Raw genomic sequence first — 24,117 nt, 5'->3', positions numbered from 1 at the left:
ACGCTGTCAGCGAAACCGCCCCGATCGGTCGCCCATCCGTGTCAGCATCGGCCGTGCCCACGAGACTGCTGCATCTGGTTCGCGCGGACGAAGACCACCGCGTCACGACCCTTGAGCTTTTCTTCGACCTGGTCTTCGTCTACGCCATCACGCAGACGACCGAACTGATGGCCGGACACCTGAGCCTCCTCGGCGTCGGCGAGGGACTGCTGGTGCTGATGGTGCTGTGGTGGTGCTGGTGCAGCTACGCGTGGCTCGGCACGACCATCCACGTCGACCACGGCATCGCCCGGCTGGCGATGTTCGGCGCGATGGCGGTGATGTTCCTCGTCGCGCTCACCGTGCCGCAGGCGCTCACCAGCCAACCGGGCGGGCTCGACGGGCCGTTGCTGTTCGTCGCCTGTTACGGCGTCGTGCGGCTGCTGCACATCGTCGCGTACGTCGGGGCCGCGCGGCACGACGCCGAACTGCGCCTGGTGCTGCTGAAGATGCTGCGCGGACTGCTCCCGAGCCTGGCTTTGCTGGCCGTCGCCGATGTCGTGGGCGGGCCGTGGCAGCCCGCGCTGTGGGTGGTCGCGCTGGCGGTGGACTATCTCAACGTCTATCTGACCGGTCCCGCGGGCTGGCGGCTGCACTCGCCCGCGCACTTCGCCGAGCGGTTCGGGCTGATCGTGATCATCGCGCTGGGCGAATCGGTCGTGGCGATCGGCATCGGGATCGGGCATGTGCCGATCACCGGGCTCGTCGCCGGGTCGGCGATCTGCGGGATCGCGCTCGCCGCCGGAATGTGGTGGACGTACTTCGATCTGGTCGCGAACGTCGCCGAACGCAGGCTCGCCCAAGCCGAAGGCCTCGCGCGGACCAAGATCGCCACCGACTCCTACACCTATCTGCACCTGCCGCTCATCGCCGGCATCGTGCTCGTCGCGCTCGGGTTGAAGAAGACGTTCCTGACCCTGGACCACAGTCCGGCGGACGCACTGCACGGCGTCGCGCTGTGGGCGCTGACCGGCGGGCTCGCGCTGTATCTGGTCGCGCTCAGCTCGCTGCGGCGGCGCAACCTCGGCAGCTGGAATCGGCAGCGGCTCGTGCTCGCGGCGCTGCTGCTCGCCCTCACGCCGCTGCTGGGACACGTGCCCGCGACCTTGCTGCTGCTGATCGTCACGGCCTCGGTCCTGCTGCTCATCGCCTTCGAACGCACGTCGCTGGCCCGGCGGCCGGTCGTCGGGTGAGCCGGGCCGCACTGGCGGATTCCGCATCGCCGCGCTAACCTACTCGTGAGTAGGTAACGCGAGGGAGATGCTGCATGGCTGCGCCAAGGAAACGAGACGCGATGGGCCTCGGCCTGGCCGCGCTCACCCGGTTGGCCGGGAGCAAGGCGATCGACCGGGTCGGGCTGCGCGGGCCGGTGCAGAACCTGGTCAAGACGGGGACCCGCAGCGGGTTCCGCGCGGCGGGGGCGGCGACCAGGTCGTTCACCTCGGTCCAGCGGCTGGGCAAACCGGCGCGGCTGGCGAAGCCGGACGACCGCGGGCTGTTCGACCTGACGCCGGACGAGGACCAGAAGCTCATCGTCGAGACGGTCAGCGAGTTCGCCGCCGAACAGCTGCGTCCGGCCGCCGCGGACGCCGACGAGAAGCTCGCCGCGCCGGAGGGCCTGCTGAGCCGCGCGGCCGAGCTGGGCGTCAGCCTCGTCGGGATTCCGGAAGAGCTGGGCGGCGCGGGCACTGAGCGTTCGGTCGTGACGAACGCGCTGGTCGCGGAGGCGCTCGCGCACGGCGACCTCGGACTGGCGGTGGCCGTGCTGGCCCCGTCCGCGGTGAGCACCGCGCTGGTCGCGTGGGGCGACGAGCAGCAGCAGGCCGATTACGTGCCCGCGTTCACCGGCGAGCAGGTGCCCGCCGCGGCGCTCGTGCTGCTGGAGCGCACGCCGTTGTTCGACCCGTTCAAGCCCGCCACCAAGGCGAAGCGGACCCCGAAGGGCTACCAGCTCGACGGCGTGAAGTCGCTCGTCCCGCGTGCGGCGGAGGCCGAACTGTTCATCGTCTCGGCCGATCTGGAAGGCCGCGGACCGGCGCTGTTCCTGGTGGAATCGTCCAACGCGGGCGTGACGATCGAGTCCGAACCCGCGATGGGCCTGCGCGGCGCGGCCACCGGGAAGCTGCACCTGGAGAAGGTTTCGCTGCCCGCGGGCGCACTGCTCGGCGGCGGCAAGGCGGACGTGTTCACCGAGGTGGTCCGGCTTTCCCGGCTCGGCTGGGCGGCGCTCGCCGCCGGTGTCGGCAAGGCCGTGCTGGACTACGTGGTGCCTTACGTGAACGAGCGCACCGCGTTCGGCGAACCGATCAGCCACCGGCAGGCGGTCGCGTTCTCGGTGGCGGACATCGCGATCGAGCTGGAGGGCCTGCGCCTGGTCACGCTGCGCGCGGCCGCCCGGGCCGAGCAGGGCAAGGAATACGCGCGGGAAGCGGCGCTCGCCCGCAAGCTCGCGACGGACAAGGGCATGCAGATCGGCAACGCCGGCGTGCAGCTGCTCGGCGGGCACGGGTTCGTGAAGGAGCATCCGGTGGAGCGCTGGTACCGCGACCTGCGGGCGATCGGCGTGATGGAAGGCGCCGTCCTCCTCTGATCCTTTTTCTTGCTCCGAAAGGCAACTCATGATCAACCTGGAAGCTCCGAAGAAGGCCGGCGCGCTGATCAACCAGGCGTACCAGGCCGCGGCCGAGGTGTTCCGGCCGATCTCGCGCAAGTACGACCGCGCCGAGCACACCTATCCGTCCGAATTGGACATGTTCGCCGCGCTGCTGGACGGACTCAATTCCTCCGGCGAAGGCGGCGCGGGCGCGGCGGGCGTGCGCCGGTCCGAAAAGGACGACGGCCCCAAGGGAAACCGCAACGGCGCCAACCTGAACGTGGTGCTCGGCACGATCGAAATGTGCTGGGGCGACGTCGGCCTGCTGCTGTCCATGCCGCGCCAGGGCCTCGGCAACGCCGCGATCGGCTCGGTGGCGACCGACGAGCAGCTCGAGCGGTTCAAGGGCCTGTGGGCCGCGATGGCGATCACCGAACCCGGCTGCGGTTCGGACTCGGCCGCCATCACCACGACGGCCACCGAGGACGGCGACGACTACATCCTGAACGGCGAAAAGATCTTCGTGACGTCCGGCCAGCGCGCCGACGCCGTCGTGGTCTGGGCGACGCTCGACCGCACGAAGGGCCGCGCCGCGATCAAGTCGTTCGTGGTGGAGAAGGGCACGCCCGGCTTCGAGGTCGTGCGCGTGGAACACAAACTGGGCATCCGCGCGTCCGACACCGCCGTGCTGCGCTTCGAGAACTGCCGCGTGCCGAAGGAAAACCTCCTGGGCACGCCGGAAATCGACACGGCCAAGGGTTTCGCCGGGGTCATGCAGACCTTCGACAACACCCGCCCGCTGGTAGCCGCGATGGCAATCGGCGTCGCCCGTGCCGCGCTGGACGAAACCCGCCGCATCCTCACCGAAGCAGGCGTGGTCATCGACTACGACCGCCCGGCCCTGACCCAGCACGCCGCGGCCGCGACTTTCCTGCAACTGGAGGCGGATTACGAGGCCGCGTACCTGCTGACGCTGGAATCGGCGTGGATGGCGGACAACCGTCAGCCGAACTCGCTGCAGGCTTCGATGGCCAAGGCGAAGGCTGGGCGGACGGTGGTCGATGTGACGCTGAAGTGCGTCGAACTGGCCGGGTCGTATGGGTACACGGAGGAATCGCTGCTGGAGAAATGGTCCCGGGATGCGAAGATCCTGGACATTTTCGAGGGGACGCAACAGATCCAGCAGTTGATCGTGGCTCGGCGGGTGCTGGGGAAGTCGTCGGCTGAGTTGAAGTGATCGAGACCGCTCGGCCCGCTCGCTGGAAGCGGGCCGAGCGGTCTTCTCAGTCGACGCCGTCACTCAACTGTTCTGTTGAGCCGAATCCAGCGCATCCAAAACCGCGTCCCCATTAGCCCGAGCCCACTCCGTCAGCGTATGGATCGGCTCGATCAACGTAGCTCCCAGCGACGTCAACTCGTACTCGACCCGCGGCGGTGCCTCCGCATACGCCTGGCGGCGAACGAGCCCGTGTGCTTCCAGCCGGCGCAGCGTCTGGGTGAGCACCTTCCTCGAGATGCCGCCGATCAGCTCGACCAGGTCGCCGTGGCGGACCGGGCCCTCGCTGAGGCCCGCGAGCACGACCACGGTCCACTTGTCGGCGATCAAGTCGACGGCCAAGCGCGCTGGGCAATCGGCGAGGAAGATGCCGCGGGTACCGCTCATGGAGTCCAAGGTACCCGCAGGTACCTATCGGATTCCTAGCCTGGTTTTCGTACCCCTCCAGAAACCAGGAGAGTCATGCGAATCATCACCCAGCAGAAGCTCGGCGGTCCCGAAGTGCTCACGATCGTGGACGCGCCGGAGCCCCGGGCTTTGCCTACCGAAGTCCTCGTGCGTGTCAAGGCGATCGGGCTCAATCCGTTGGAGGCGCGGCTGCGCGAGGGCGAGTTTCCGTTGCTCGGCGAGCCGCCGTTCGTGCTCGGGTGGGACGTCAGCGGCGTGGTCGAAGAGGCGTTGAGCTGGCGGTTCCGGGCTGGCGACGAAGTGTTCGGGATGCCGTTGTTTCCCCGCGCGGCCAACGCGTACGCCGAGATGGTGGCTGCTCCGGCCTTGCATCTTGTCAAGAAGCCGAAGGAGCTTTCGCACGTCGAGGCCGCGGCGTTGCCGGTCGTCGGGTTGACGGCGTGGCAAGGGCTGGTCGACCTCGGCGGCGTGACGGCCGGCGATCGCGTTCTGATTCACGGCGGTGGCGGCGGGGTCGGGCATGTTGCGATCCAGCTTGCCAAAGCCCTTGGCGCGCACGTGATTACCACTGCCAGCGAGAGCAAGCGGGAGTTCGTCGAGGGGCTCGGGGCCGACGAAGTCATCGACTACACGAAGGTCGATTTCGCTGAAGCTGCCAAAGATATCGACGTTGTGCTCGACACGCTCGGCGGCGACGCGGCTGAGCGTTCGCTGGGGGTGCTCCGGTCAGGCGGGCACCTGGTGACGGCGGTCGCGGAGGAGGACACCGCGCTGATCGCGAAGTTCGAGGCGGCCGGGATGCGGTTCAGCGGCATCGCGGTCGAGCCGGATCCGATCGCGCTGCGGGAGCTGGTCGCGCTCGTCGAGCAGGGCAAGCTTCGGGTCCACGTGCAGGAGACGTTCCCGTTCGAGCGCATCGCTGACGCACATCGGCTGCTCGAAGGCGGTCATCTGCGGGGCAAGGTCGTCCTCACCGTGTGACGTCGCGGGATTAGACCTCCAGCACGATCCGGCCTCGCGCCTCGCCTGACTCCTGCAACCGGTGTGCTTCCGCCGCCGAGGCCAGGGGCAGGCGAGTGCCGATCCGGGGCCGGAGGATTCCGGTGGACAGGCCCCGGTTGATGACGCGGGCAGCGGAACCCAGCGCGGTGACACCGGCGTTGCTGATGGCGAAACCGCGGATGCTGGCGTCGCGGGTGTACAGCTCGCCGATCGGCAGCGTCGGTTTCGATTCCATTCCGGCCATCGCCACGATGCGGCCGCCGCGGGACAGGAGTGGCACCGCCGAGACCAGGTCGTGCTTTCCGGCGTTGTCCCACAGCAGATCCACCACGGGGAGTTTGCGGTAGAGGTCAGGATCGGAATAGTCGAAAACCTCTTCGGCACCGCATTCCCGGCACCATTCCGCGTCCTCGGCGCGGGCGGTCGCGACGACGCGCAGGCCGGCGGTCGAAGCGAGTTGGACGACCGCGCTGCCGACGCCGCCCGCCGCGCCGAGGACCGCGATCGTCTCGCCGTACCCGGCGCCCGCGTGTTCGAAGAGGCCCAGATACGCGGTGGCGGCGGTGTGCAGGACCGCGACGGCGTCGTCGGAAACCCCGTCCGGCAAGCGATAAAGCCGTTCCTCGGGCACCGCGCAGTACTCGGCGAAGGACCCTTGCCGACCGTCGTGGCCGAGGCTGTTGCACCACACTCGGTCGCCGGGAGCGAAGCGGTCTACTGGCGACGAGACAACAGTGCCCACCAGATCCCGGCCGATGACGAACGGATACGAAAGAGCGGTGGGATAAGCGCCGGAGCGGATGAAGGTGTCGACGTGGTTCACCGTCACCGCGGAGACTTTCACCAGCACCTCGCGCGGCCCCGGCTCGGGGTCCGGGAGCTGCCCGACCTTGATGTGGGAACTGTCGCCGAGCGACGTCACGTATGCAGCGATCACCGCTTCACGGTACCGCCGGTTTTTCACCGACTTCGCGCGGATATCGGATTGATCTCCGGCGCCCGCAATTCACCCGGAAAGCCGCGGAAATGCCCTAATCTGCCCGGCATGACCGCTCCGGTGGCGCCGGCCGACCTCAAACAGGCCCGCATCTTCATGTGGATCCAGGTCGCGCTGAGCGCGATCGGCCCACTGCTGCTGGCCGGGATGGCCGGGGTTTCGCTGATCGAGCTGATCAGCCTCACGCAGCTCTACATCGCGATCACCTACGCGACCGCCATCGCGCTCGCGGTGTGCGCGGTCGTATTGCCCAAGCGCCAGCAATGGGCCTACGTGACCGCAGCGGTCATCGAAAGCCTCCTGGTGCTGAACAGCGTCGTCACGCTGCTCAGCAAGGGCCTGTCCGGTCTGCTGCCGCTGATTTTCTCCGGGCTCGCGCTGCGGGCGCTGCTCACCCGCGACGTGCGGACGTGGTTCTTCCCGGCGCAGCCCTCGGCTAGCTGACCCGGTCGTCCAGGAACTCGTCCAGGTACCGCCAGGTCGTACCCCGGGCGCGACGTCCGGTGAGCACGCCGAGGTGCCCGCCGGGCGCGGTGCGGAAGCGGACCTCCGGCGCGTTCTCCAGCAACTGCACCACGCGTTCCACCGACGCCCGCGGCGCGATGGTGTCGTTTTCGCCCGCGACCACCAGCATCGGCGTCTTCACGTCGGACAGGCTGATCTTGCGCCCGTTCAGGTCGACGGTGCCCTCGGCGAGGTCGTTGGTGCGGAACAGGCGGTGGTACAGCTGGCCGAACGTGCGCCCGGGATAGGCGTACATGTTGTCCATGAAGTGGTCCACGGCCTCGATCTGCGCGAGGTAGTCGCGGTCGTCGAGGTTCTTCAGGATCGCCAGCGGTTTCGTGATCTCCTTGGAGATCCCGGTGGCGCGGAAGACCCGGGTGACCAAATAGGACGGTGCGCCGCCGAACACCCGGTACACCGGGGTGAGCAGGTGCCCGCCGGTGAGGTCCACGAGCGGGCGGAACGGCGCGACGATCGGGATCGCGGTGAAATCGACCGGCGAGCCGACCGCGGTGATCGATTCGATCGGCAGGCCCGGCTGGTCCGCGCTGACCAGCATCGAGAAGATCCCGCCGAGCGACCACGACACCAGGTGCACGCCCTGTCCGCCGGCGTCCTCGCTGACCTTCCGGATCGCCCTCGGCAGCACCTCGTCGATCCAGTGCTCGATGCCGAGCCTGCGGTCGGAGAACGCGACCATGCCGTAGTCGACCAGGTAGGTCGGGCGTCCGCCCTCGACCAGGTGCTCGATGAGGCTGCAGCCGCGGCGCAGGTCGAAGCACAGCGCGGGCGCGGCCAGCGGCGGCACCAGCAGTACCGGCGGGCCCGAGGTCGTGGCCGCGCCGTGCGTCATCCGGTACACCGACCGGTTGGGCCCCTGGTCGATCAGCACCCTCGGCATCGGCCGCAGATCGGCGACCCCACCCTGGAAAACCTTGCCCACGACATTGGCCGCCGCGGCAGCCAACCGGGCCGGTGGGGAAACCATGCTGCGCCTCCTGGAACTCGTCGTCTGCCGGGCATCTTGCCGTGCGCGCGGGCACGGCATCAACACGCCACTCCCGCAAGCACCCGGCAAGCGCACGTCCGCCTCAGCTGCTCCCACCAGGCGGGACGGCCGACGGCGCGCTCCGGGCGGCCCTGCCCTCGTACTCGGCGCGCTCGGGCGAATGCGCGGCCGACGCGAGCAGCTGGTCGCCGCCCAGGGCGCGCACCAGCCATTCGCCGAACGCGCGCGGGAACAGCCGGGTGATCCGGCCGGTCAGATCGAGCGATTTCGGGACGAAGACGTCGAACTTCGGCCGCTCCAGCGCGTCGACGATCGCCGCCGCGACGTCCTCGGGCCCCACCGACTTGATGAACCGCGCCTCGCCCAGCCCGGACGCGAGTTCGGTGCGCACCACCGCGGGCATCACGCACGACACCTCGACACCGGTGCCGCGCAGTTCCAGCCGCACCGACTCGGACAACCCGACCACGGCGTGTTTCGTAGCGCAGTACGTGGCCGCTCCGGAGAATCCGGACTTTCCGGCCATCGACGCCACGTTCACGATGTGCCCGCGACCGCGCGGCTTCATCCGCTTGACCGCCTCGCGCGTGCCGTGCACGACCGCGTGCACGTTGATCTCCAGCAGCCGCCGCGTGGCCGCGTCGTCCTCCTCGTCCAGCGGCGAAAGCGGCATGATGCCGGCGTTGTTGATCAGCACGTCGATCGGCCCGATGGTGCGTTCGACGTCATCCAGGAACGCGGTGAAGGCGGCCGTGTCGGTGACGTCCAGCGGCGACGCGACCACGTCCGGGCCCAGCTCACCGGCGGTTTTCTCGGCGCGGATCCGATCGAGGTCGCCGAGCACCAGCCGGGAGCCGCGCCGGTGCAGCGCGGCGGCGGTGGCCGCCCCGATGCCCTGCGCGCCGCCCGTGACGACAACGACCTTTCCGGAGAGCGACTGCCTCGCCATGGCGGACTCCTCAGTCTATTGACACTGTGCCAATATCGTCCTCCGGATCAGTCCGCGCCGCTATCCCCCAACTCGTTGCTCAAGGACCTGGCCGAGCCAGCCGTCGACAGTGAACTGCTCGGTCGGCTTGAAGCCCTGGCTCTCGTCATAGCGCGGCAGATCGCCGTCGCCGCCCGCCCAGCAGTCGACGCGCACGAGGTCGATCCCGCGCCGTTTCGCCTCGTCCATCGCGTGCTCCAGCAGCCGCGAGCCGACCCGGTGCCCGGTGAAGCGGCGGGAGGTGATGAGCAGCCGCACGTACAGTTCGGGCTCGTCGACCTGCGGGGTGTACGGCATCGCTTGCCCGAGGATCAACGCGCCCGCGGGCTGTCCGTCGATCTCCGCCATCCGGAACCCGGGCTCGGCTGCGAACTCGTGTACGCGTTCGACGCGTTTCGGGTTCGTGCTCCACGGCTGCGTGCCCCATTGGCCCGCGCTGCCCCGCGCGACCAGCCATGCGACGGCGTCGTCGAAAAACCCCAGCAAGACGTCTGCGTCTCCGGCGGCCCCAGGCCGGATCGTGAACTCCATATCCCCACCATAGGGACAGGTGAAGCAGCGCCGCCGGGACTCCGCCCGGACGCCCCGGCGGCGCTGGGTCTCAGGCGCCGACCCCGAGGTGGCGCGCGATCAGCATCTTCTGGACCTCGCTGGTGCCCTCGCCGATCTCCAGGATCTTCGCGTCGCGGTAGAAGCGGCTGACCGGGAATTCGTTCATGAAGCCGTATCCGCCGAAGATCTGCGTCGCGTCGCGGGCGTTGTCCATCGCCGCGTTCGACGCCACCAGCTTCGCGATCGACGCTTCCTTCTTGAACGGTTCGCCGCGCAGCATCTTCGACGCCGCCTGGTAGTACGCCAGCCGGGCGGTGTGTGCGCGGACCTCCATGTCCGCGATCTTGAACTGGATCGCCTGGTACTCGCCGATCCGGTGGCCGAACGCGACGCGGTCCTTCGCGTACTTCAGGCATTCGTCCACGCAGCCCTGCGCGAGACCGACGCTCAGCGCCGCGATCGCCACCCGCCCCTCGTCCAAAATGGACAGGAACTGCGCGTAGCCGCGCCCGCGCTTGCCGACCAGGTTCTCCGCGGGCACCCGGACGTCCGAAAAGGACAGTTCGTGGGTGTCCGAGCAGTTCCAGCCGACCTTCGAGTACTTCGGGGCCACCGAGAAGCCCGGCGTGCCGGACGGGACGATGATCGCCGAGATCTCCTTGCGGCCGTTCTCCATCACGTCGGTGACCGCGGTGACGGTGACCAGTTTCGTGATGTCGGTGCCGGAGTTGGTGATGAACGCCTTGCTGCCGTTGATGACCCACTCGTCGCCGTCGAGCCGGGCGCGCGTGCGGGTGGCCCCGGCGTCCGAGCCGCCGCCGGGTTCGGTGAGGCCGAACCCGCCGAGCGCCTCCGCCGTGGTCAGCATCGGCAGCCAGGTTTCCTTCTGCTCCTGGGTGCCGAAGCGGTAGATGGGCATCGCGCCGAGCGAAACCCCCGCCTCCAGCGTGATCGCGACCGAGGAATCGACCCGCGCCAGTTCCTCCAGCGCGAGGCACAGCGCGAAGTAATCCCCGCCCATACCGCCGAATTCCTCCGGGAACGGCAGGCCGAACAGGCCCATCTCGCCCATCTTGGCGACCAGCTCGTACGGGAATTCTTCCTTCTCGTACAGCGGCCCGATCACCGGCGCGACCTCCGCCTGCGCGAAGTCCTCGACCGTCTTGCGAAGCGCTTCGTACTCGTCGTCCAGCCGGAAGTCGATCACTGCTTCTCCTCCGCCGCGCTCACCACGGCCAGCGTCTCGTCGAGCGCGACCTGCTGGCCGACCCGCACCGAAAGCTCAGTCACCACACCGTCGATCGGCGCGGTCACGGTGTGCTCCATCTTCATCGCCTCGACGACCAGCAGCGGCGTCCCCGCGCTCACCGCGTCGCCTTCGGCGGCCTTCACCACCAGCACCGTTCCCGGCATCGGGCTCTTCACCGGACCGGCTCCCGCCGCCTCGCCGCGCGAGGACAACGTGAATTCCTGGTCGGCGAACGCGAACGAACGGCCTTCCCTCGCCAGCCACACTGTCCGTTGTGGACCGTCCGCACAGCGGTACCGCTCCACGCCGTTCGCCCGGCGCACCTCGAGCAGATCGCCCTCGCGGCGGGCGGAAATGCGCACTGGCTCGGCGTCGTCCACCCGCACCGAAGCGTCCGACGGCGTGCCCTCGACCCGCACCACGGCCTGGTTTTCCCCGGTACGCAAGCGGAAAGTGATCCCGCCGGGACCGCTGAGCCGCCATCCGCTCGGGATGTCCCACGGGTCCACGACCGCACCGCTCGGCTGCAGCGAGATCAGCCGGTCCATGGCCGCGGCGACGAAAAAGCCTGCCGGGACTTCCGAGGAGACCAAATCGGACAGTCGCCGGTCCACCAGTTCGGTGTCCAGCCGTCCGGCGCGGACGTCCTCGTCGGCGAGCAGGCCGCGCAGGAACGCGATGTTCGTGCCGAGGCCGAGCAACGCGGTGTCGGCCAGCGCGCGGTCCAGTTTCTGCAGCGCCGACGCGCGGTCCGGGCCGTGCGCGATGATCTTCGCCAGCATCGGGTCGTAGTTCGACCCGACCACCGCGCCGACCGACATCCACGAGTCCACCCGCACGCCGTCGCCGGAGGGCTCGTGCACGGCGAGCACCGTGCCGCCGGTCGGGATGAACCCGCGCGCGGGATCCTCGGCGTAAACGCGGGCCTCGACCGCGTGCCCGTCGAGGCGCACGTCGTCCTGCGTCAGCCCGAGTGGCTCCCCTGCCGCCACCCGCACCTGCCAGGACACCAGGTCGAGCCCGGTCACCATTTCCGTCACCGGGTGCTCGACCTGCAGCCGGGTGTTCATCTCCATGAAGAAGAACTCGTCCGGATTGTGCGCGGACATGATGAACTCGACCGTGCCCGCGCCGACGTAGCCGACCGACCGCGCGGCTTCCGCGGCCGCCGCGCCCATTTTCGCCCGCGTGGCCTCGTCGAGCAGCACCGACGGCGCTTCCTCGATGATCTTCTGGTGCCGCCGCTGCAGGCTGCACTCGCGTTCGCCGAGGTGCAGCACGGTGCCGTGGGTGTCGGCGAGCACTTGGATCTCGATGTGCCTTGGCGTGGTGACGAACCGCTCCATGAGCAGCGTGTCGTCGCCGAAGGAACTCTTCGCTTCCCGGCGCGCGGACTCGACCGCAGCGTCCAATTCGGACTCTTGGTGCACCAGGCGCATGCCCTTGCCGCCACCGCCCGCGGACGGCTTCAGCAGCAGCGGATAGCCGACTTTCGCGGCGGCTTCGGCGAACCCGCCCTCTGGAATGTCCATATCGGACGCACCGGGCACGACCGGAACCCCGGCCGCGGAGACCGTGGCCTTCGCCCGGATCTTGTCGCCCATCTTGTCGATCGCTTCCGGCGGCGGGCCGATGAACACCAGCCCGGCCTCCGCGCAAGCCCGCGCGAACGCGGTGTTCTCGGCGAGGAAGCCGTACCCCGGGTGCACCGCCTGCGCGCCGGTTTCCTTTGCCGCGGCGACGATCGCCGGGATCGACAGGTAGCTCTTCGCCGCTTCGGCCGGGCCGAGGCGCACCGCGGTGTCGGCCTCGCGGACGTGCCGGGCGTCGGCGTCCGCGTCGCTGTACACCGCGACCGAACGGATCCCGAGCGCACGCAGCGACCGGATTACGCGAACCGCGATCTCTCCGCGGTTGGCGACCAGAACAGTGTTAAATAGAGAACCCTCGAACATGCCCTATCACATCCGGAAAACGCCGTAGTTGACCTCGGGCAAAGGCGCGTTGGCCGCGGCCGAAAGCGCGAGGCCGAGCACCGTGCGGGTGTCCGCCGGGTCGATCACGCCGTCGTCCCACAGCCGCGCCGTGGAGTAGTACGGGCTGCCCTGTTCCTCGTACTGTTCGCGGATCGGGTCCTTGAAGGTCTCTTCGTCCTCAGTGGACCATTCGCCGCCGCGGCCCTCGATCGCGTCGCGGCGCACCGTCGACAGCACCGAGGCCGCCTGCTCGCCGCCCATCACGGAAATCCGCGCGTTCGGCCACATCCACAGGAACCGCGGCGAATACGCCCGGCCGCACATGGAGTAGTTGCCCGCGCCGAAGGAGCCGCCGATGATCACGGTGAACTTCGGCACCCGCGCGCAGGCCACCGCGGTGACCATTTTCGCGCCGTGCTTGGCGATGCCGCCCGCCTCGTACGCGCGGCCGACCATGAAGCCGGTGATGTTCTGCAGGAACACCAACGGGATCGAGCGCCGGTCGCACAGTTCGATGAAGTGCGCGCCCTTCATCGCGGACTCGGCGAACAGCACGCCGTTGTTCGCGATGATGCCGACCGGGTGGCCGTGGATGTGCGCGAAGCCGGTGACGAGCGTCGATCCGTATTCCTTCTTGAACTCCGCGAACCGGCTGCCGTCGACGACGCGGGCGATGACCTCGCGCACGTCGTACGGGGTGCGCGAATCGGTCGGCACCACGCCGTACAGTTCGCGTTCGTCCGCGGCGGGCGGCTCGATCGCCTTGACGTCCCACGGCCGCGGCGTGCGCGGGCCGAGCGTGGAAACGATGTCGCGGACGATGCGCAGCGCGTGCGCGTCGTCGTCCGCGAGGTGGTCGGTGACGCCGGACTGCCGCGAGTGCACGTCGCCGCCGCCCAGTTCCTCGGCCGTGACGACCTCGCCGGTCGCGGCCTTCACCAGCGGCGGGCCGCCAAGGAAAATGGTGCCCTGATTGCGCACGATGACCGCTTCGTCGCTCATCGCCGGGACGTACGCGCCGCCGGCGGTGCACGAACCGAGCACGGCGGCGATCTGCGGGATGCCGCGCGCGGACATGGTGGCCTGGTTGTAGAAGATCCGGCCGAAGTGCTCGCGGTCCGGGAAGACCTCGTCCTGGCGCGGGAGGAACGCGCCGCCCGAGTCGACCAGGTAAATGCACGGCAAGTTGTTGTGCAGGGCGACTTCCTGCGCCCGCAGGTGCTTCTTCACCGTCATCGGGTAGTACGTGCCGCCCTTGACCGTGGCGTCGTTGGCGACGATCACGCATTCGCGGCCGGACACCCGCCCGATCCCGGTGATGATGCCCGCCGACGGGGCCTCGTCGTCGTACAGCCCGGTGGCCGCGAGCGGGGACAGCTCGAGGAACGGGGATCCCGGGTCCAGCAGCGCGTCCACCCGGTCGCGGGGCAGCAGCTTGCCGCGTTCCACATGGCGGGCGCGCGACTTCTCCGGCCCGCCGAGCCGCGCGGCGGCGAGCCGCTTGTGCAGATCCTCGACCAATTCTCCGTGCGAAGTGACGCTGCGGGTGAAGGTGTCGCTGTTCGGATCCGCGGAACTGCGCAGTACCGGCGTGTCCATGACTCTCCGTCGAGACGTTAGCGGTCGTTAACTCCGCCGAAGATGTTAGTGCTCGTTAACCGCCCTGTCCAGCCCAGCCCTCCGCACCACGGTGTGACATTGGGTGCCGGTGGGATACCCAGTGAGGCTTTCTCGGTAGCGCGGGTGTGCGGCGGGCCCCGGCCGTCGACGCGCGGTGCTCTCGGTCGACGAGCGCGGCTGGGTTGGTGCTGAGGTCGTGAGACGAGACAGTCAGCCCGCGACGGCGTCCGAGATCCAGCCTGCCACCGGCAGATCCCGTTCGAGGCATTCGACCGACAGCCGGATCGTCCAGCGCAGTGCCTGCAGCAGGAGGCTGTCCACCTCGTTCGGCGCGGCGCTCGCCAGCGCGATCTCGACCTGTTCGCGCGCGGCGGCGGTGTTGCCGTGCACCTCGGCCAGCAGCGTACGGACGGCGGTGCGGACCGGCGGGTCCGCCTGGTCGATCGAAACCTCTTCGCCCGCCTCGTCGAACACCTGCACCTTGACCGGGGCGGTGCCGCCGTCGCCGAGGGTCGACACCATGGCGCTGCACTCGCCGAAGAGCAGCAGCATCAGCTCTTTGGTTTCCTCGTCGCGTTCGCCCGGCTCCTGCGACGTGGGCGTGACCTCTTCCAGCGCCTCCGTGTCCTCGCCAAGGCTGATGGCGACGAGCGCGCGCTGCGCCTTCTCGACGAGCCGCTGCTCGCCCTCGCTCCGGTCCGCGGTCACGTGCCTATCAAACACCAGACCGGCGGTCGGCGGGATACCCCGGATCGCGGGCTCAGCCCGCCGCGGAAAGGGCGCCCAGCGCGAGCCGGCACAGCAGATCGGCGAGCGCCCCGTCACCGAGATGGCGGTTGTAGGGCGTCGAGTTGATCAAGCCGAACACAGCGTGTGCCGCCGAGCGCGCCTGGCGTTCGCCGAGGCCGGGCACAGCTTCGCGAATCGCCCGCACCCACACCTCGACGTACTGCCGCTGGAGCGCGCGCACCTGTTTCCGGTCACCGTCGGTGAGATTCGCGAGATTGCGCTCCTGCACGGTGATGAGCGCCGGATGGTCGAGCGCGAAGTCGACGTGGAACCGCACGAGCGCGGCCAGCAGCTCGTCCGGCGTGCCGCCCGCCGCGGCGCGCGCGGTGCCGCCTTCGAGCAGGAAGTGGCTGATCGAGTTCAGCATTTCCCCGAGGATCGCGTCCTTGCTGCGGAAATGCCGGTACAGCGCGGGACCGGAGATGCCGACGGCCGCGCCGATGTCGTCGATGCCGACGCCGTGGAAACCGTGGTGGGCGAACAGCTCGGCGGCGGCGGAGAGGATCTGTTCCCGCCTGTTCGGCTTCGCGCCGTTCACCAGTGGGAGGGAATTCGCCGGCATCCGCACATAGTAGGTCCCGTGGTTAGCGAGCGCTAACTTCCGGTCCTACTTCCTGCTTGAGCCAAGTGGACGCACCCGGATTTCAGGGGTGTCTCGTGGGGATTGCACCTGGTAAAGCTTTACCGCGTCAAGCTGTCACGACAGGAGTGACCTATGGCTGCAAACACCCGTCAACCATCACGACGCATCCTCCGGATGTGCGCGGCCCTGGGGGTCGCTCTCGCTGCCTCGCTCGGCTTCGCCACCGGTGCGAGCGCTGCGTCGCAAAACTACGTCGCGCTCGGCGACTCCTACTCCTCCGGAGTGGGCGCCGGGAGCTACGGAGATTCCGGCAGCTGCAAACGCAGTGCCAACGCGTACGGCCAGTTGTGGGCCAACGCCCACTCCGGCACCAATTTCACCTTCCTCGCCTGCTCGGGCGCGAAGACCGGCGACGTGCTGAACCAGATCAGCTCGATGCCGTCCAACGCCACCTTGATCACGCTCACCGTGGGCGGCAACGACGCCGGGTTCACCGACGTGATCAAGACGTGCACGCTGGGAAGCGACCAGACCTGCGTGGACCGGGTCAACACCGCCAAGACCTACGTCCAGAACACCCTGCCCGGGCTGCTGGACAAGGTGTACTCGGCGGCCAAGAGCAAGGCCCCTGGGGCGAAGCTGGTCGTGCTCTCGTATCCGCGCTTCTACACCGTGCCGGGTTCGTGCAACGTCGGGCTGAGCGACACGAAGCGGTCGGCGATCAACTCCGGGGCGGACACGCTGGCCTCGGTGCTGTCGTCGCGGGTTTCCGCCGCGGGCGGGAAGTTCGTGGACGTCCGGTCGGCGTTCGTCGGGCACAACATCTGCTCGGCGGCCAGCGACTACCTGCACAGCTTGACGTGGCCGGTGGACGAGTCGTACCACCCGACTGCCGCTGGGCAGCGGGGCGGCTACTACTCGCCGCTGACCTCGGCGATCGGCTGACGGTTCGCAAGACTGGGTGAAGGCCGCCTCGAGTTCGCTCGAGGCGGCCTTCACCGCGTCTCAGCCCAGCAGAGTCTTGACCAGCGCGGCGATCTGCTCGGTCTCGATCAAGAACGAGTCATGGCCGTACGGCGAGGTCAACACCGTGGCTTCGCCGCCGACTCCCTCCGCGATCTCGTGCGACTGGTACGGCGGGTAGAGCCGGTCGCTGTCCACCGCCGCGACCACGGTGCGCGCGGTGACCCGGCCCAGAGCAGCGGCCACCCCGCCTCGGTCCCGGCCGACGTCGTGGGTGTTCATCGATTCGGTGAGCACCACGTAGGAACCCGCGTCGAACCGGTGGACGAGCTTGTCCGCGTGATGGTCCAGATAGGACTCGACCGCGAACCGGCCGCCGGCCAGCGGATCCTCGTCTTGCTGCGGACGGTTCCCGAAACGTGTCTCCAGTTCGGGTTCGCAGCGGTAGGTGACGTGCGCGATCCGCCGGGCCACGCCCAGTCCGCGATACGGGCCTTCGGCTGCGGTGTAGTAGTCGCCGCCGTGCCAAGCGCGGTCGCCGCGGATCGCGTGCAGCTGAGGGGCAGCCCAGGCGATTTGCTCGGCGGACGCGCGAGCGGTCGAAGCGAGAACGAGCGCGGAGGCGACCCGATCGGGTTGACTTGCGGCCCATTCGAGTGCGCGCATCCCGCCCATCGAACCGCCCGCGACGGCGGCCCAGCGGTCGATGCCGAGCGCGTCCGAGAGTTCCGCTTCGGCCTTGACCTGGTCCCGGACGGTCAAGACCGGGAATCGGCTGCCCCACGCCTTGCCGTCCGGAGCGGGCGAGGACGGACCGGTCGACCCCTGGCAGCCGCCGAGCACGTTGGGCGCGACGACGAACAGCTCGTCGGTGTCGAAAGCCTTGCCGGGACCGATCAGCCCGTCCCACCATCCGGGACTCGGATGCCCCGGTTCAGCGGGCCCGGCGACATGGCTGTCGCCGGTGAGAGCGTGCTCGACGAGGACCGCGTTGGACGCGTCGGAGTTGAGCGTTCCCCACGTTTCGTACGCGAGGGTGTAGCCGGGCAGGGTCGCACCGGCCTCCAGCGCGAGCGCGCCGGGACCGGTGAACCACTGCCGCCTGCCGGATGGGTCGCCCGCCCGCCACGCGCCGGTGACGGGCGGAAGACTCGCGCCGGGATCCGTCACAGCGCCGCCTTGGCGGCCCGGAAGCCAGCCTCGAGGTCGGCCTTCAGGTCCTCGATTCCTTCCAGTCCGACGGCGAGCCGCACGAGACCCGGCGTGACGCCCGCGGCGACCTGCTCCTCGGGGCCGAGCTGGCTGTGCGTGGTCGAAGCCGGGTGCACGATCAGGCTGCGCACGTCGCCGAGGTTCACCAGCTGGCTGTGCAGTTCGGTGCCGTCGACGAACTTCCGGCCCGCCTCGACCCCGCCGCGCAGCTCGAACGACAGCACGGCGCCGACGCCGCGCGGCAGGTACTTCTGCGCCGCCGCGTGGTACGGGCTCGACGGCAGGCCGGCGTAGTAGACCTTCTCGACCTCGTCGCGCTCTTCCAGCCATTCCGCGAGCGCCTGCGCGTTCGTGGAGTGCCGCTCGACGCGCAGCGACAGCGTCTCGATGCCCTGCAGGATGAGGAAGCTGTTGAGCGGGGCGATCGCCGCGCCGGTGTCGCGCAGGATCTGCACGCGCGCCTTGGCCGCGAACGCGCCCGGGCCGAGCGCCTCCCAGTACTTGAGGCCGTGGTAGCTCGGGTCGGGCTCGTTGAAGCCGGGGAACCGGGACGGGTCCTTGCCGAAGTCGAACGTGCCGCCGTCGACCAGCACGCCGGCGACGGTCGTGCCGTGGCCACCGAGGTACTTCGTCGCCGAGTGCACGACGATGTCGGCGCCGTGTTCGATCGGGCGGACCAGGTACGGCGTCGGCACGGTGTTGTCCACGACCAGCGGGACCCCGGCCTCGTGCGCGACGTCGGCGACCTTGCGGATGTCGAGGACGGCGCTGCTCGGGTTGGCCAGCGTCTCGGCGAAGAACAGCTTGGTGTTCGGCCGGACCGCGGCCCGCCACTGCTCGGCGTCGTCCTGGTCGTCGATGAAGGTGACCTCGATGCCGAGCTTCGGCAGCGTGTAGTGGAACAGGTTGTAGGTGCCGCCGTACAGCGACGGGCTGGTGACGAAGTGGTCGCCCGCGTTGGCCAGGGTCAGGATCGCCGCGGTGACCGCCGCCGAACCGGAGGCGAACGCGAGACCGGCGACGCCGCCTTCGAGGGTGGCGACGCGCTGCTCCAGGACGTCCTGGGTCGGGTTGTTGATGCGCGTGTAGATGTGGCCGGGCTCGGCGAGGCTGAACAGATCCGCCCCGTGCTGCGTGTCGCGGAAGACGTACGACGTGGTCTGGTAGATCGGCGTCGCGCGGGCTCCGGTGGCCGGATCGGGCGCCGCCCCCGCGTGGATCTGCTTGGTCTCGAAGGACCAGCTCGTGGTGTCTTCCGGCATCTGCTCGCTCCTAGCGGTCGGGATCGGGTCGGCTGGCGCGACGCTAACCAGGCCGGACGAAACGCCCAACAGGTCTCACGGGATGAGAGTCCTACGCACCCGGACGTAGGAACAAGTGCCGAGCGCTGACGGACGACGCGACGATGCGGTAACGCGCACGCTCAGGGGCATGGACTGGAGAATGCGGCCGTCGACCCGGAAGTGGTTCCTGTTCGGCCACGTCGTCACGTCGGTCGGCTGGATCGGAGCCGAGCTCGCGGTGCTGATCTGCAGCGTTCTCGCGATCGCCGGCTTCGATCCGGTGACCACGCGCAGCGCGAACGTCATCGCCGGGATCCTCGCGGGCACGCTTTACTTCCCGGCCAGCCTGCTCGCACTGGCCACCGGTGTGGTGCTCGGCCTCGGCACGAAGTGGAAGCTGGTGCGCTACCACTGGGTGCTGTGGAAGCTGGTGGCGACGCTCGCCCTCTTCGTCGGCGGCAACCTGCTGGTGGTCCCGTCTTTTGTCGAGCACGGCGAGCAGGCTTCGCGCGGGGAGATCGTCGGGGCGAGCGCGGTGTCGGGCACCGGGGCGATGAGCGTCGGGCTGACGTTGCTGCTGGGCGCGACGCTGGTGTCGTACTTCAAGCCGTGGCCGAAGGTGTTTCGCGCTAACTAGTGCCGCGGGTGGCGAAACCGGTGCAGTCTTCTACCGTTCCAGCAAGAACGTCAGGAGCGCTGGAGGTAGCTGTGGTTTCGGTGCGCAGCGTCGTGGACCGGGTCGGTCCCACGCTGCTCCACGCGCTCCTCGTGCCCGAAGGCTGTCCGGCGGTCGGCGACGTGGTGATCGCCGAACCGGGCGCGGAGTCCGCCATCGCCGCCGGCGACCTGGTGCTGGGCGTCGCCACGATCGAGCAGGCGGACGCGGCGGCACTCGTCCGGGTGAGCGCCGGACGGGGTGCGGCAGCGGTGCTGTTGAAACCGCCGCTGGCGGCGAAACAGTCGGTGCGGCGCGCGGCGAAGTCGGCCGGGATCGCGTTGATCCAGGTGCACGCGGCGACGTCCTGGGCTCAGCTGGTCTGGCTGTTGCGCACGGTTCTGGACGCGCTCGCCGACGAATCCGAAGCGCTCGAAGAAGGCGGTGACCCCGGTTCCGGCGACCTCTTCCGGCTCGCCGACGCGGTTGCCGCGGTGGTCGACGCGTCGGTGACGATCGAGGACACCAACTCGCGCGTGCTCGCGTACTCCGCGCGCCAGGACCTCACCGACCCGGCGCGCGTCGCGACGATCATGGGCCGCCGCATCCCGGACGACGTACTGGCCCGGTTCCGCTCGCGCGGCGTGTTCCGCGAGCTTTCCCGCGGCAGGCAGACGATCTTCGTCCCGGCCCAGCGCGACGGCACCCTGCCGCGGCTGATCGTGCCGATCCGGATGGGCGGCGAACTGCTGGGCTCGATGTGGGCGGTCGTCCCCGGCCCCGTTTCCGAGGAACGCGCGGCGGCTTTCGCGGACGCGGCCCCGGTGGTCGCACTGCACCTGCTGCGACGGCGCGCGCATACGGACGCCCAACGCCGCGCTTCCGCCGAATTGCTGCGCGCGGTCTTGGAAGGACAGGTCCCGCCGCGTCGAGTAGTCGCCGAACTGGACCTCTCCGACGAGCCGCACCGGGTCGTCGTCGTAGACGTCAGCGGTGGCGACAGCCGGGACGCCGAAGGACTGTTGCTGGCGTTGCTGGAACGGATCTCGCAGGGTTTCGGACGCCGTCCGGTCGCGGCTGAACTGGGCGGGTTGCTGTATGTCGTGGTTCCGGACCGCCCCGGCGAGGGCGGCTGGCCGGAACTGCGGGAGGCGCTGCTCGCCCAACCCGCGTCCCGCCGAGGCGGCCTACCGCGCGCGGCTGCGGGCGCGCCCGGCGATCCGACCGCGCTGGCCGCGTCGCGCGCCCAAGCGGACGAGGCCCTGGGCCTGCTGCGAGCCGGACTGGTCGAGGGTCGCGTCGTGGCTTACGACGAGGCCTGGACGGCCCTGGTCCTGCACCGCGCCGCCGCCGGAGCAGCGGCGGCGCAGGTGTCGGAACTCGGCCCGCTCGGCGTGCTGCGCGCACACGACGACGCGAGTAATGCTGGGTACGTCGACACTCTTTACGAATGGCTCCGACACCCCGGCGACCCCCGCGCTGCTGCGGAACGGTTGCGCATTCACCCGAACACGTTGCGGTACCGGATGAAGCGGCTGTTGGAACTTGTTCCGTTGAATCTTGATGATCCTGACGTACGGCTCGCTTTGCTTACCCAGCTGATCGCACTCCGCTGGAGCTGACCCGGTAGCTGAGGTCGTTGGCGCGCAACGATTCCGGCTCCATCCGGACCCACACCGTGCCGCGTTCAGCCGGATCGTCCAGCAGGTACGCGCGGAACCGCGGATCCCACGCGGACTCATCCGGGCCCAGGTACCGCACCAGTTTCCGTCGTCCGCGCGGCACGTCGAACGGTTCGAGGGCGGCTGACCCGCGCGCGATCACCTGACGCACCAAGCCGGTCGCGAGATCGCAGACGTCCACCGTCACCGCGATCCGCGGCTCCTCGCGCACCCGAGCGGGCAGCCGCGACCACGGGCCGCTGAGGATCCAGAACGCCCTGTCCTCCCAGAGATACCAGGTGGGCCGGACGGTCGGACCAGCGGTGGCGACCCGTGCGGTCAGCGGCTGCGCGAGGAAACTGTCGACGTCGAAACCGGTCACGCGACCAGCAGCGTCTTCCCAATCGTGCCCCGAGATTCGATCGCCGCGTGCGCGTCAGCCGCCCGCTCCAGCGGGAACCGCTGCCCGATCACCGGCGTGAGCTGTCCGGACGCGGCGGCCGCCAGTGCCGATTCGGTGTAGCCGCGCATCTCCGCCGCGTCGCCGATCGACCGGATCAGCTTCACGCCGCGCGCGGCAGCGTCCTCTTCGGACACTTCGGTCCACGAACCGCTTGCCAGACCGTAGATCGCCATCCGCCCGCCGGGCCGCACCAGTCCGAACGCCGCGGTGCCGACCGCGCCTCCCACGCCGTCGAACACCACGTCCACCTCCCCGGCCTCCGTGGTCCACTGCGGATCGGTGTAGTCGACCGCAAGGTCCGCACCCAATTCCCGGGCGCGGGCAAGCTTTTCCGCCCCGCGCGCCGCCGCCACGACCTCCGCGCCCGCGGCCTTCGCCAGCTGCACCAAGAGACTGCCGACCCCTCCGGCGGCAGCCTCGACGAGCACCCGTTCCCCCGGCGCCACCGCGGTCGCGTGCACCAGCCCGGTCGCCGTGCGGCCGTCTGCCAGCAGCGCGACGGCCGCGTCGAGGCTCAGCGCGTGCGGCACCGGGAACACCAACGCCGCGTCCACGACCACGCGCTGCGCGTAACCGCCGCTGCCGCCGGTCGACGTCACCACGCGTTTCCCGACCAGAGCCGGGTCGACGCCCTCCCCGGCCCGGCTGATCACACCCCCGACGCCGTTGCCGGGCACCATCGGGAGCGTGCTGCCGAACGGCCCCGTCCCCGTCGCCCGGAACTGCGTTTCCACGAAGGTGACGTTGGCGAACGCCACCTCGATCAGCACCTGTCCCGGCCCGGGAGCCGGATCGGGGGCCTCCCCCGCCTGCAGCACCGCCGGCCCGCCGAACTCCCGCAGCCACACCGCTCGCATGTAAGCCCTTCCTCGAGGTCTCCGCCGGGTGCCAGCCAACTACCTCGAGTACGGTCGAGGTCAAGTGCGTTGTCCTGGGAGCACTATTGACCCCGCGGAAGACTGTGGCGGCGGGATGATGACACCGCCGTCCGGGTAGATCACCGTGAGTGGCAACACCTTCGACAGAACCGCCGCCAGGAGGCAGGACAGTGCGCATCGCCGTTCCCCGTGAGATCAAGAAGCACGAGTACCGGGTCGCGTTGACCCCGGCAGGCGTGCACGAACTGGTCGGTCGCGGGCACGACGTCTTCGTCGAGACGGGTGCCGGGACCGGGTCGTCCATCACGGACGAGGAGTACGTCGCCGCGGGCGCGAAGGTGCTCGCCACCGCGGACGAGACGTGGGCCGAGGGCGAGCTCGTGCTGAAGGTCAAGGAGCCGATCGCCGAGGAGTACCCGCGCCTGCGCAAGGATCTGGTGCTGTTCACCTACCTGCACATCGCCGCGGACCGTCCGCTGACCGACGCGCTGCTGGCCGCGGGCACCACCGCGATCGCTTACGAGACGGTGCAGAAGCCGAACGGCGCGCTGCCGCTGCTGGCCCCGATGTCCGAGGTCGCGGGCCGGCTGGCCCCGCAGGTCGGCGCCTACGCCCTGATGAAGCCGAGCGGCGGCCGCGGCGTCCTGCCCGGCGGCATCCCCGGCGTGCACCCGGCGCGCGTGGTCGTCATCGGCGGCGGCGTGGCGGGTCTGAACGCCGCTCGGGTCGCCCTTGGCCTCGGTTCCGACGTGGAGATCCTGGACACGAACGTCGACCGTCTCCGCCAGATCGACAACGACTTCGGCGGCCGCATCCGCACCGTCACCTCGAACCGCCTGTCGGTGGAAGAGTCGGTCCTGGAAGCGGACATGGTCATCGGCGCGGTCCTGGTCCCGGGCGCGAAGGCCCCGAAGCTGGTCTCCAACGACCTGGTCTCCCGCATGAAGCCGGGCAGCGTCCTGGTGGACATCGCCATCGACCAGGGCGGCTGCTTCGCCGACTCGCGCCCGACCACGCACGACGACCCGACCTACACGGTCCACAACTCGGTCTTCTACTGCGTGGCGAACATGCCAGGCGCGGTCCCGCGCACGAGCACCTACGGCCTGACCAACGTCACCCTCCCCTACGCCGTGCAGCTGGCAGACAAGGGCTGGAAGGCCGCCCTCTCCGCCGACCCGGCCCTGGCCCTTGGCCTGAACACCCACGCAGGCGCCCTGACGAACGCCCCGGTAGCCACCGCCCACGGCCTCCCCCACACCCCCGTGGAAACCGCACTAGCGTAACCAGCCACGACAAAGCGGCGAGGGCCAAAGCCCTCGCCGCTTTGTTATGCCCCAACGCTTTTTTGTTCCACCCAACCCCCCACCCAACCGCCACCGAACGCACCGTGGGGGTCCGGGGGGCTCGGCCCCCC

At 69.5% G+C, this 24,117-nt stretch carries 23 protein-coding genes; 9 read left to right on the top strand and 14 right to left on the bottom strand.

The annotated features are described in order from the left end of the window. Nucleotides 1–53: 53 nt before the first annotated feature. The 3 genes from EIZ44_RS08080 to EIZ44_RS08070 all read left to right on the top strand — a co-directional run bounded on the left by EIZ44_RS08080 (nucleotide 54) and on the right by EIZ44_RS08070 (nucleotide 3,869). Nucleotides 54–1,232 (top strand): low temperature requirement protein A, encoded by a 1,179-nt coding sequence (locus EIZ44_RS08080; RefSeq protein WP_134728135.1) that lies wholly within the window; start codon nucleotides 54–56, stop codon nucleotides 1,230–1,232. A 101-nt stretch (nucleotides 1,233–1,333) separates the two neighbouring features. Next, entirely contained in the window at nucleotides 1,334–2,629 is a 1,296-nt protein-coding gene (locus EIZ44_RS08075; RefSeq protein WP_134728219.1) for an acyl-CoA dehydrogenase family protein, read from the top strand. Nucleotides 2,630–2,657: 28 nt separating this feature from the next. Beyond that, entirely contained in the window at nucleotides 2,658–3,869 is a 1,212-nt protein-coding gene (locus tag EIZ44_RS08070; RefSeq protein ID WP_037817130.1) for an acyl-CoA dehydrogenase family protein, read from the top strand. 63 nt (nucleotides 3,870–3,932) lie between these two features. On the opposite strand, the gene EIZ44_RS08065 is transcribed toward EIZ44_RS08070, so the two are convergent. Then, on the bottom strand, nucleotides 3,933–4,295 hold the full coding sequence (locus EIZ44_RS08065) for a winged helix-turn-helix transcriptional regulator (protein ID WP_037817131.1): 363 nt from the start codon (nucleotides 4,293–4,295) through the stop codon (nucleotides 3,933–3,935). Between the two features lie 75 nt (nucleotides 4,296–4,370). Between EIZ44_RS08065 and EIZ44_RS08060 the strand changes: the two genes are divergently transcribed. Then, nucleotides 4,371–5,297, top strand: coding sequence for an NADP-dependent oxidoreductase (locus EIZ44_RS08060; protein WP_134728134.1), 927 nt, complete (start codon nucleotides 4,371–4,373; stop codon nucleotides 5,295–5,297). A gap of 10 nt (nucleotides 5,298–5,307) precedes the next feature. On the opposite strand, the gene EIZ44_RS08055 is transcribed toward EIZ44_RS08060, so the two are convergent. Beyond that, entirely contained in the window at nucleotides 5,308–6,255 is a 948-nt protein-coding gene (locus EIZ44_RS08055) for an NADPH:quinone reductase (RefSeq protein ID WP_134728133.1), read from the bottom strand. A 108-nt stretch (nucleotides 6,256–6,363) separates the two neighbouring features. On the opposite strand from EIZ44_RS08055, the gene EIZ44_RS08050 reads away from it, so the two are divergent. Continuing rightward, a complete protein-coding gene (locus tag EIZ44_RS08050) occupies nucleotides 6,364–6,759 on the top strand; it encodes a hypothetical protein (protein ID WP_134728132.1) in 396 nt (131 codons plus the stop codon). On the opposite strand, the gene EIZ44_RS08045 is transcribed toward EIZ44_RS08050, so the two are convergent. The 8 genes from EIZ44_RS08045 to EIZ44_RS08010 form a co-directional block, all read right to left on the bottom strand. Continuing rightward, nucleotides 6,752–7,807, bottom strand: a complete 1,056-nt coding sequence (locus tag EIZ44_RS08045; protein ID WP_037817139.1) for an alpha/beta fold hydrolase — start codon at nucleotides 7,805–7,807, stop codon at nucleotides 6,752–6,754. The two genes, EIZ44_RS08050 and EIZ44_RS08045, sit on opposite strands and share 8 nt — an antisense overlap. Before the next feature lie 103 nt (nucleotides 7,808–7,910). Then, on the bottom strand, nucleotides 7,911–8,777 hold the full coding sequence (locus EIZ44_RS08040) for an SDR family oxidoreductase (RefSeq protein ID WP_134728131.1): 867 nt from the start codon (nucleotides 8,775–8,777) through the stop codon (nucleotides 7,911–7,913). A gap of 60 nt (nucleotides 8,778–8,837) precedes the next feature. Beyond that, nucleotides 8,838–9,347: a GNAT family N-acetyltransferase gene (locus EIZ44_RS08035; protein ID WP_134728130.1), complete on the bottom strand. Its 510-nt coding sequence runs from the start codon at nucleotides 9,345–9,347 to the stop codon at nucleotides 8,838–8,840. Between the two features lie 70 nt (nucleotides 9,348–9,417). Then, on the bottom strand, nucleotides 9,418–10,575 hold the full coding sequence (locus tag EIZ44_RS08030; protein ID WP_043832814.1) for an acyl-CoA dehydrogenase family protein: 1,158 nt from the start codon (nucleotides 10,573–10,575) through the stop codon (nucleotides 9,418–9,420). After that, nucleotides 10,572–12,572 carry an acetyl/propionyl/methylcrotonyl-CoA carboxylase subunit alpha gene (locus EIZ44_RS08025; protein WP_134728129.1) on the bottom strand — a complete coding sequence of 667 codons (2,001 nt, stop codon included), beginning with the start codon at nucleotides 12,570–12,572 and terminating at the stop codon, nucleotides 10,572–10,574. Before EIZ44_RS08025 ends, EIZ44_RS08030 begins: the two co-directional genes overlap by 4 nt. Nucleotides 12,573–12,578: 6 nt before the next feature. Beyond that, on the bottom strand, nucleotides 12,579–14,192 hold the full coding sequence (locus tag EIZ44_RS08020; protein WP_037817151.1) for a carboxyl transferase domain-containing protein: 1,614 nt from the start codon (nucleotides 14,190–14,192) through the stop codon (nucleotides 12,579–12,581). Nucleotides 14,193–14,423: 231 nt separating this feature from the next. Continuing rightward, entirely contained in the window at nucleotides 14,424–14,921 is a 498-nt protein-coding gene (locus EIZ44_RS08015; RefSeq protein WP_106961326.1) for a hypothetical protein, read from the bottom strand. Between the two features lie 52 nt (nucleotides 14,922–14,973). Further along, entirely contained in the window at nucleotides 14,974–15,564 is a 591-nt protein-coding gene (locus EIZ44_RS08010) for an SACE_7040 family transcriptional regulator (RefSeq protein ID WP_037817267.1), read from the bottom strand. Between the two features lie 195 nt (nucleotides 15,565–15,759). Between EIZ44_RS08010 and EIZ44_RS08005 the strand changes: the two genes are divergently transcribed. Continuing rightward, entirely contained in the window at nucleotides 15,760–16,530 is a 771-nt protein-coding gene (locus EIZ44_RS08005; protein ID WP_037817157.1) for an SGNH/GDSL hydrolase family protein, read from the top strand. A 60-nt stretch (nucleotides 16,531–16,590) separates the two neighbouring features. Here the strand turns inward: EIZ44_RS08005 and metX are convergent, their stop codons facing one another. Beyond that, nucleotides 16,591–17,718 carry a homoserine O-acetyltransferase MetX gene (gene metX / locus EIZ44_RS08000; protein WP_134728128.1) on the bottom strand — a complete coding sequence of 376 codons (1,128 nt, stop codon included), beginning with the start codon at nucleotides 17,716–17,718 and terminating at the stop codon, nucleotides 16,591–16,593. Further along, nucleotides 17,715–19,022 (bottom strand): bifunctional o-acetylhomoserine/o-acetylserine sulfhydrylase, encoded by a 1,308-nt coding sequence (locus EIZ44_RS07995; protein ID WP_037817159.1) that lies wholly within the window; start codon nucleotides 19,020–19,022, stop codon nucleotides 17,715–17,717. The genes metX and EIZ44_RS07995 overlap by 4 nt, the downstream gene beginning before the upstream one ends. Nucleotides 19,023–19,191: 169 nt before the next feature. Here EIZ44_RS07995 and EIZ44_RS07990 point away from each other — a divergent pair, with 169 nt between their 5' ends. After that, a complete protein-coding gene (locus EIZ44_RS07990; protein ID WP_134668683.1) occupies nucleotides 19,192–19,680 on the top strand; it encodes a hypothetical protein in 489 nt (162 codons plus the stop codon). A gap of 71 nt (nucleotides 19,681–19,751) precedes the next feature. Next, on the top strand, nucleotides 19,752–21,320 hold the full coding sequence (locus EIZ44_RS07985; RefSeq protein ID WP_134668685.1) for a PucR family transcriptional regulator: 1,569 nt from the start codon (nucleotides 19,752–19,754) through the stop codon (nucleotides 21,318–21,320). Here EIZ44_RS07985 and EIZ44_RS07980 read toward each other — a convergent pair. Together EIZ44_RS07980 and EIZ44_RS07975 are read right to left on the bottom strand one after the other, a co-directional pair. Further along, nucleotides 21,289–21,741 (bottom strand): pyridoxamine 5'-phosphate oxidase family protein, encoded by a 453-nt coding sequence (locus EIZ44_RS07980; protein ID WP_134668687.1) that lies wholly within the window; start codon nucleotides 21,739–21,741, stop codon nucleotides 21,289–21,291. The two genes, EIZ44_RS07985 and EIZ44_RS07980, sit on opposite strands and share 32 nt — an antisense overlap. Continuing rightward, nucleotides 21,738–22,679 carry a zinc-binding dehydrogenase gene (locus EIZ44_RS07975; RefSeq protein ID WP_134668689.1) on the bottom strand — a complete coding sequence of 314 codons (942 nt, stop codon included), beginning with the start codon at nucleotides 22,677–22,679 and terminating at the stop codon, nucleotides 21,738–21,740. The genes EIZ44_RS07980 and EIZ44_RS07975 overlap by 4 nt, the downstream gene beginning before the upstream one ends. Nucleotides 22,680–22,870: 191 nt before the next feature. On the opposite strand from EIZ44_RS07975, the gene ald reads away from it, so the two are divergent. Then, nucleotides 22,871–23,986, top strand: coding sequence for an alanine dehydrogenase (ald, locus tag EIZ44_RS07970; protein WP_037817164.1), 1,116 nt, complete (start codon nucleotides 22,871–22,873; stop codon nucleotides 23,984–23,986). Nucleotides 23,987–24,117: the final 131 nt, after the last annotated feature.

It is taken from the genome of Amycolatopsis nivea, from assembly GCF_004522235.1.
GTDB classification, from domain to species: domain Bacteria; phylum Actinomycetota; class Actinomycetes; order Mycobacteriales; family Pseudonocardiaceae; genus Amycolatopsis; species Amycolatopsis nivea.
The sequence above is the reverse complement of the archived record's forward strand: the minus strand, read 5'-3'. Positions and strand labels throughout refer to the sequence as shown.

Coding starts and splice junctions, on each gene's coding strand:
- EIZ44_RS08075 (WP_134728219.1), top strand. CDS start 1,334: ATGGGCCTCGGCCTGGCCGCGCTCACCCGGTTGGCCGGGAGCAAGGCG.
- EIZ44_RS08070 (WP_037817130.1), top strand. CDS start 2,658: ATGATCAACCTGGAAGCTCCGAAGAAGGCCGGCGCGCTGATCAACCAG.
- EIZ44_RS08065 (WP_037817131.1), bottom strand. CDS start 4,295: ATGAGCGGTACCCGCGGCATCTTCCTCGCCGATTGCCCAGCGCGCTTG.
- EIZ44_RS08060 (WP_134728134.1), top strand. CDS start 4,371: ATGCGAATCATCACCCAGCAGAAGCTCGGCGGTCCCGAAGTGCTCACG.
- EIZ44_RS08050 (WP_134728132.1), top strand. CDS start 6,364: ATGACCGCTCCGGTGGCGCCGGCCGACCTCAAACAGGCCCGCATCTTC.
- EIZ44_RS08045 (WP_037817139.1), bottom strand. CDS start 7,807: ATGGTTTCCCCACCGGCCCGGTTGGCTGCCGCGGCGGCCAATGTCGTG.
- EIZ44_RS08040 (WP_134728131.1), bottom strand. CDS start 8,777: ATGGCGAGGCAGTCGCTCTCCGGAAAGGTCGTTGTCGTCACGGGCGGC.
- EIZ44_RS08035 (WP_134728130.1), bottom strand. CDS start 9,347: ATGGAGTTCACGATCCGGCCTGGGGCCGCCGGAGACGCAGACGTCTTG.
- EIZ44_RS08025 (WP_134728129.1), bottom strand. CDS start 12,572: ATGTTCGAGGGTTCTCTATTTAACACTGTTCTGGTCGCCAACCGCGGA.
- EIZ44_RS08020 (WP_037817151.1), bottom strand. CDS start 14,192: ATGGACACGCCGGTACTGCGCAGTTCCGCGGATCCGAACAGCGACACC.
- EIZ44_RS08010 (WP_037817267.1), bottom strand. CDS start 15,564: ATGCCGGCGAATTCCCTCCCACTGGTGAACGGCGCGAAGCCGAACAGG.
- EIZ44_RS08005 (WP_037817157.1), top strand. CDS start 15,760: ATGTGCGCGGCCCTGGGGGTCGCTCTCGCTGCCTCGCTCGGCTTCGCC.
- EIZ44_RS07995 (WP_037817159.1), bottom strand. CDS start 19,022: ATGCCGGAAGACACCACGAGCTGGTCCTTCGAGACCAAGCAGATCCAC.
- EIZ44_RS07990 (WP_134668683.1), top strand. CDS start 19,192: ATGGACTGGAGAATGCGGCCGTCGACCCGGAAGTGGTTCCTGTTCGGC.
- EIZ44_RS07975 (WP_134668689.1), bottom strand. CDS start 22,679: ATGCGAGCGGTGTGGCTGCGGGAGTTCGGCGGGCCGGCGGTGCTGCAG.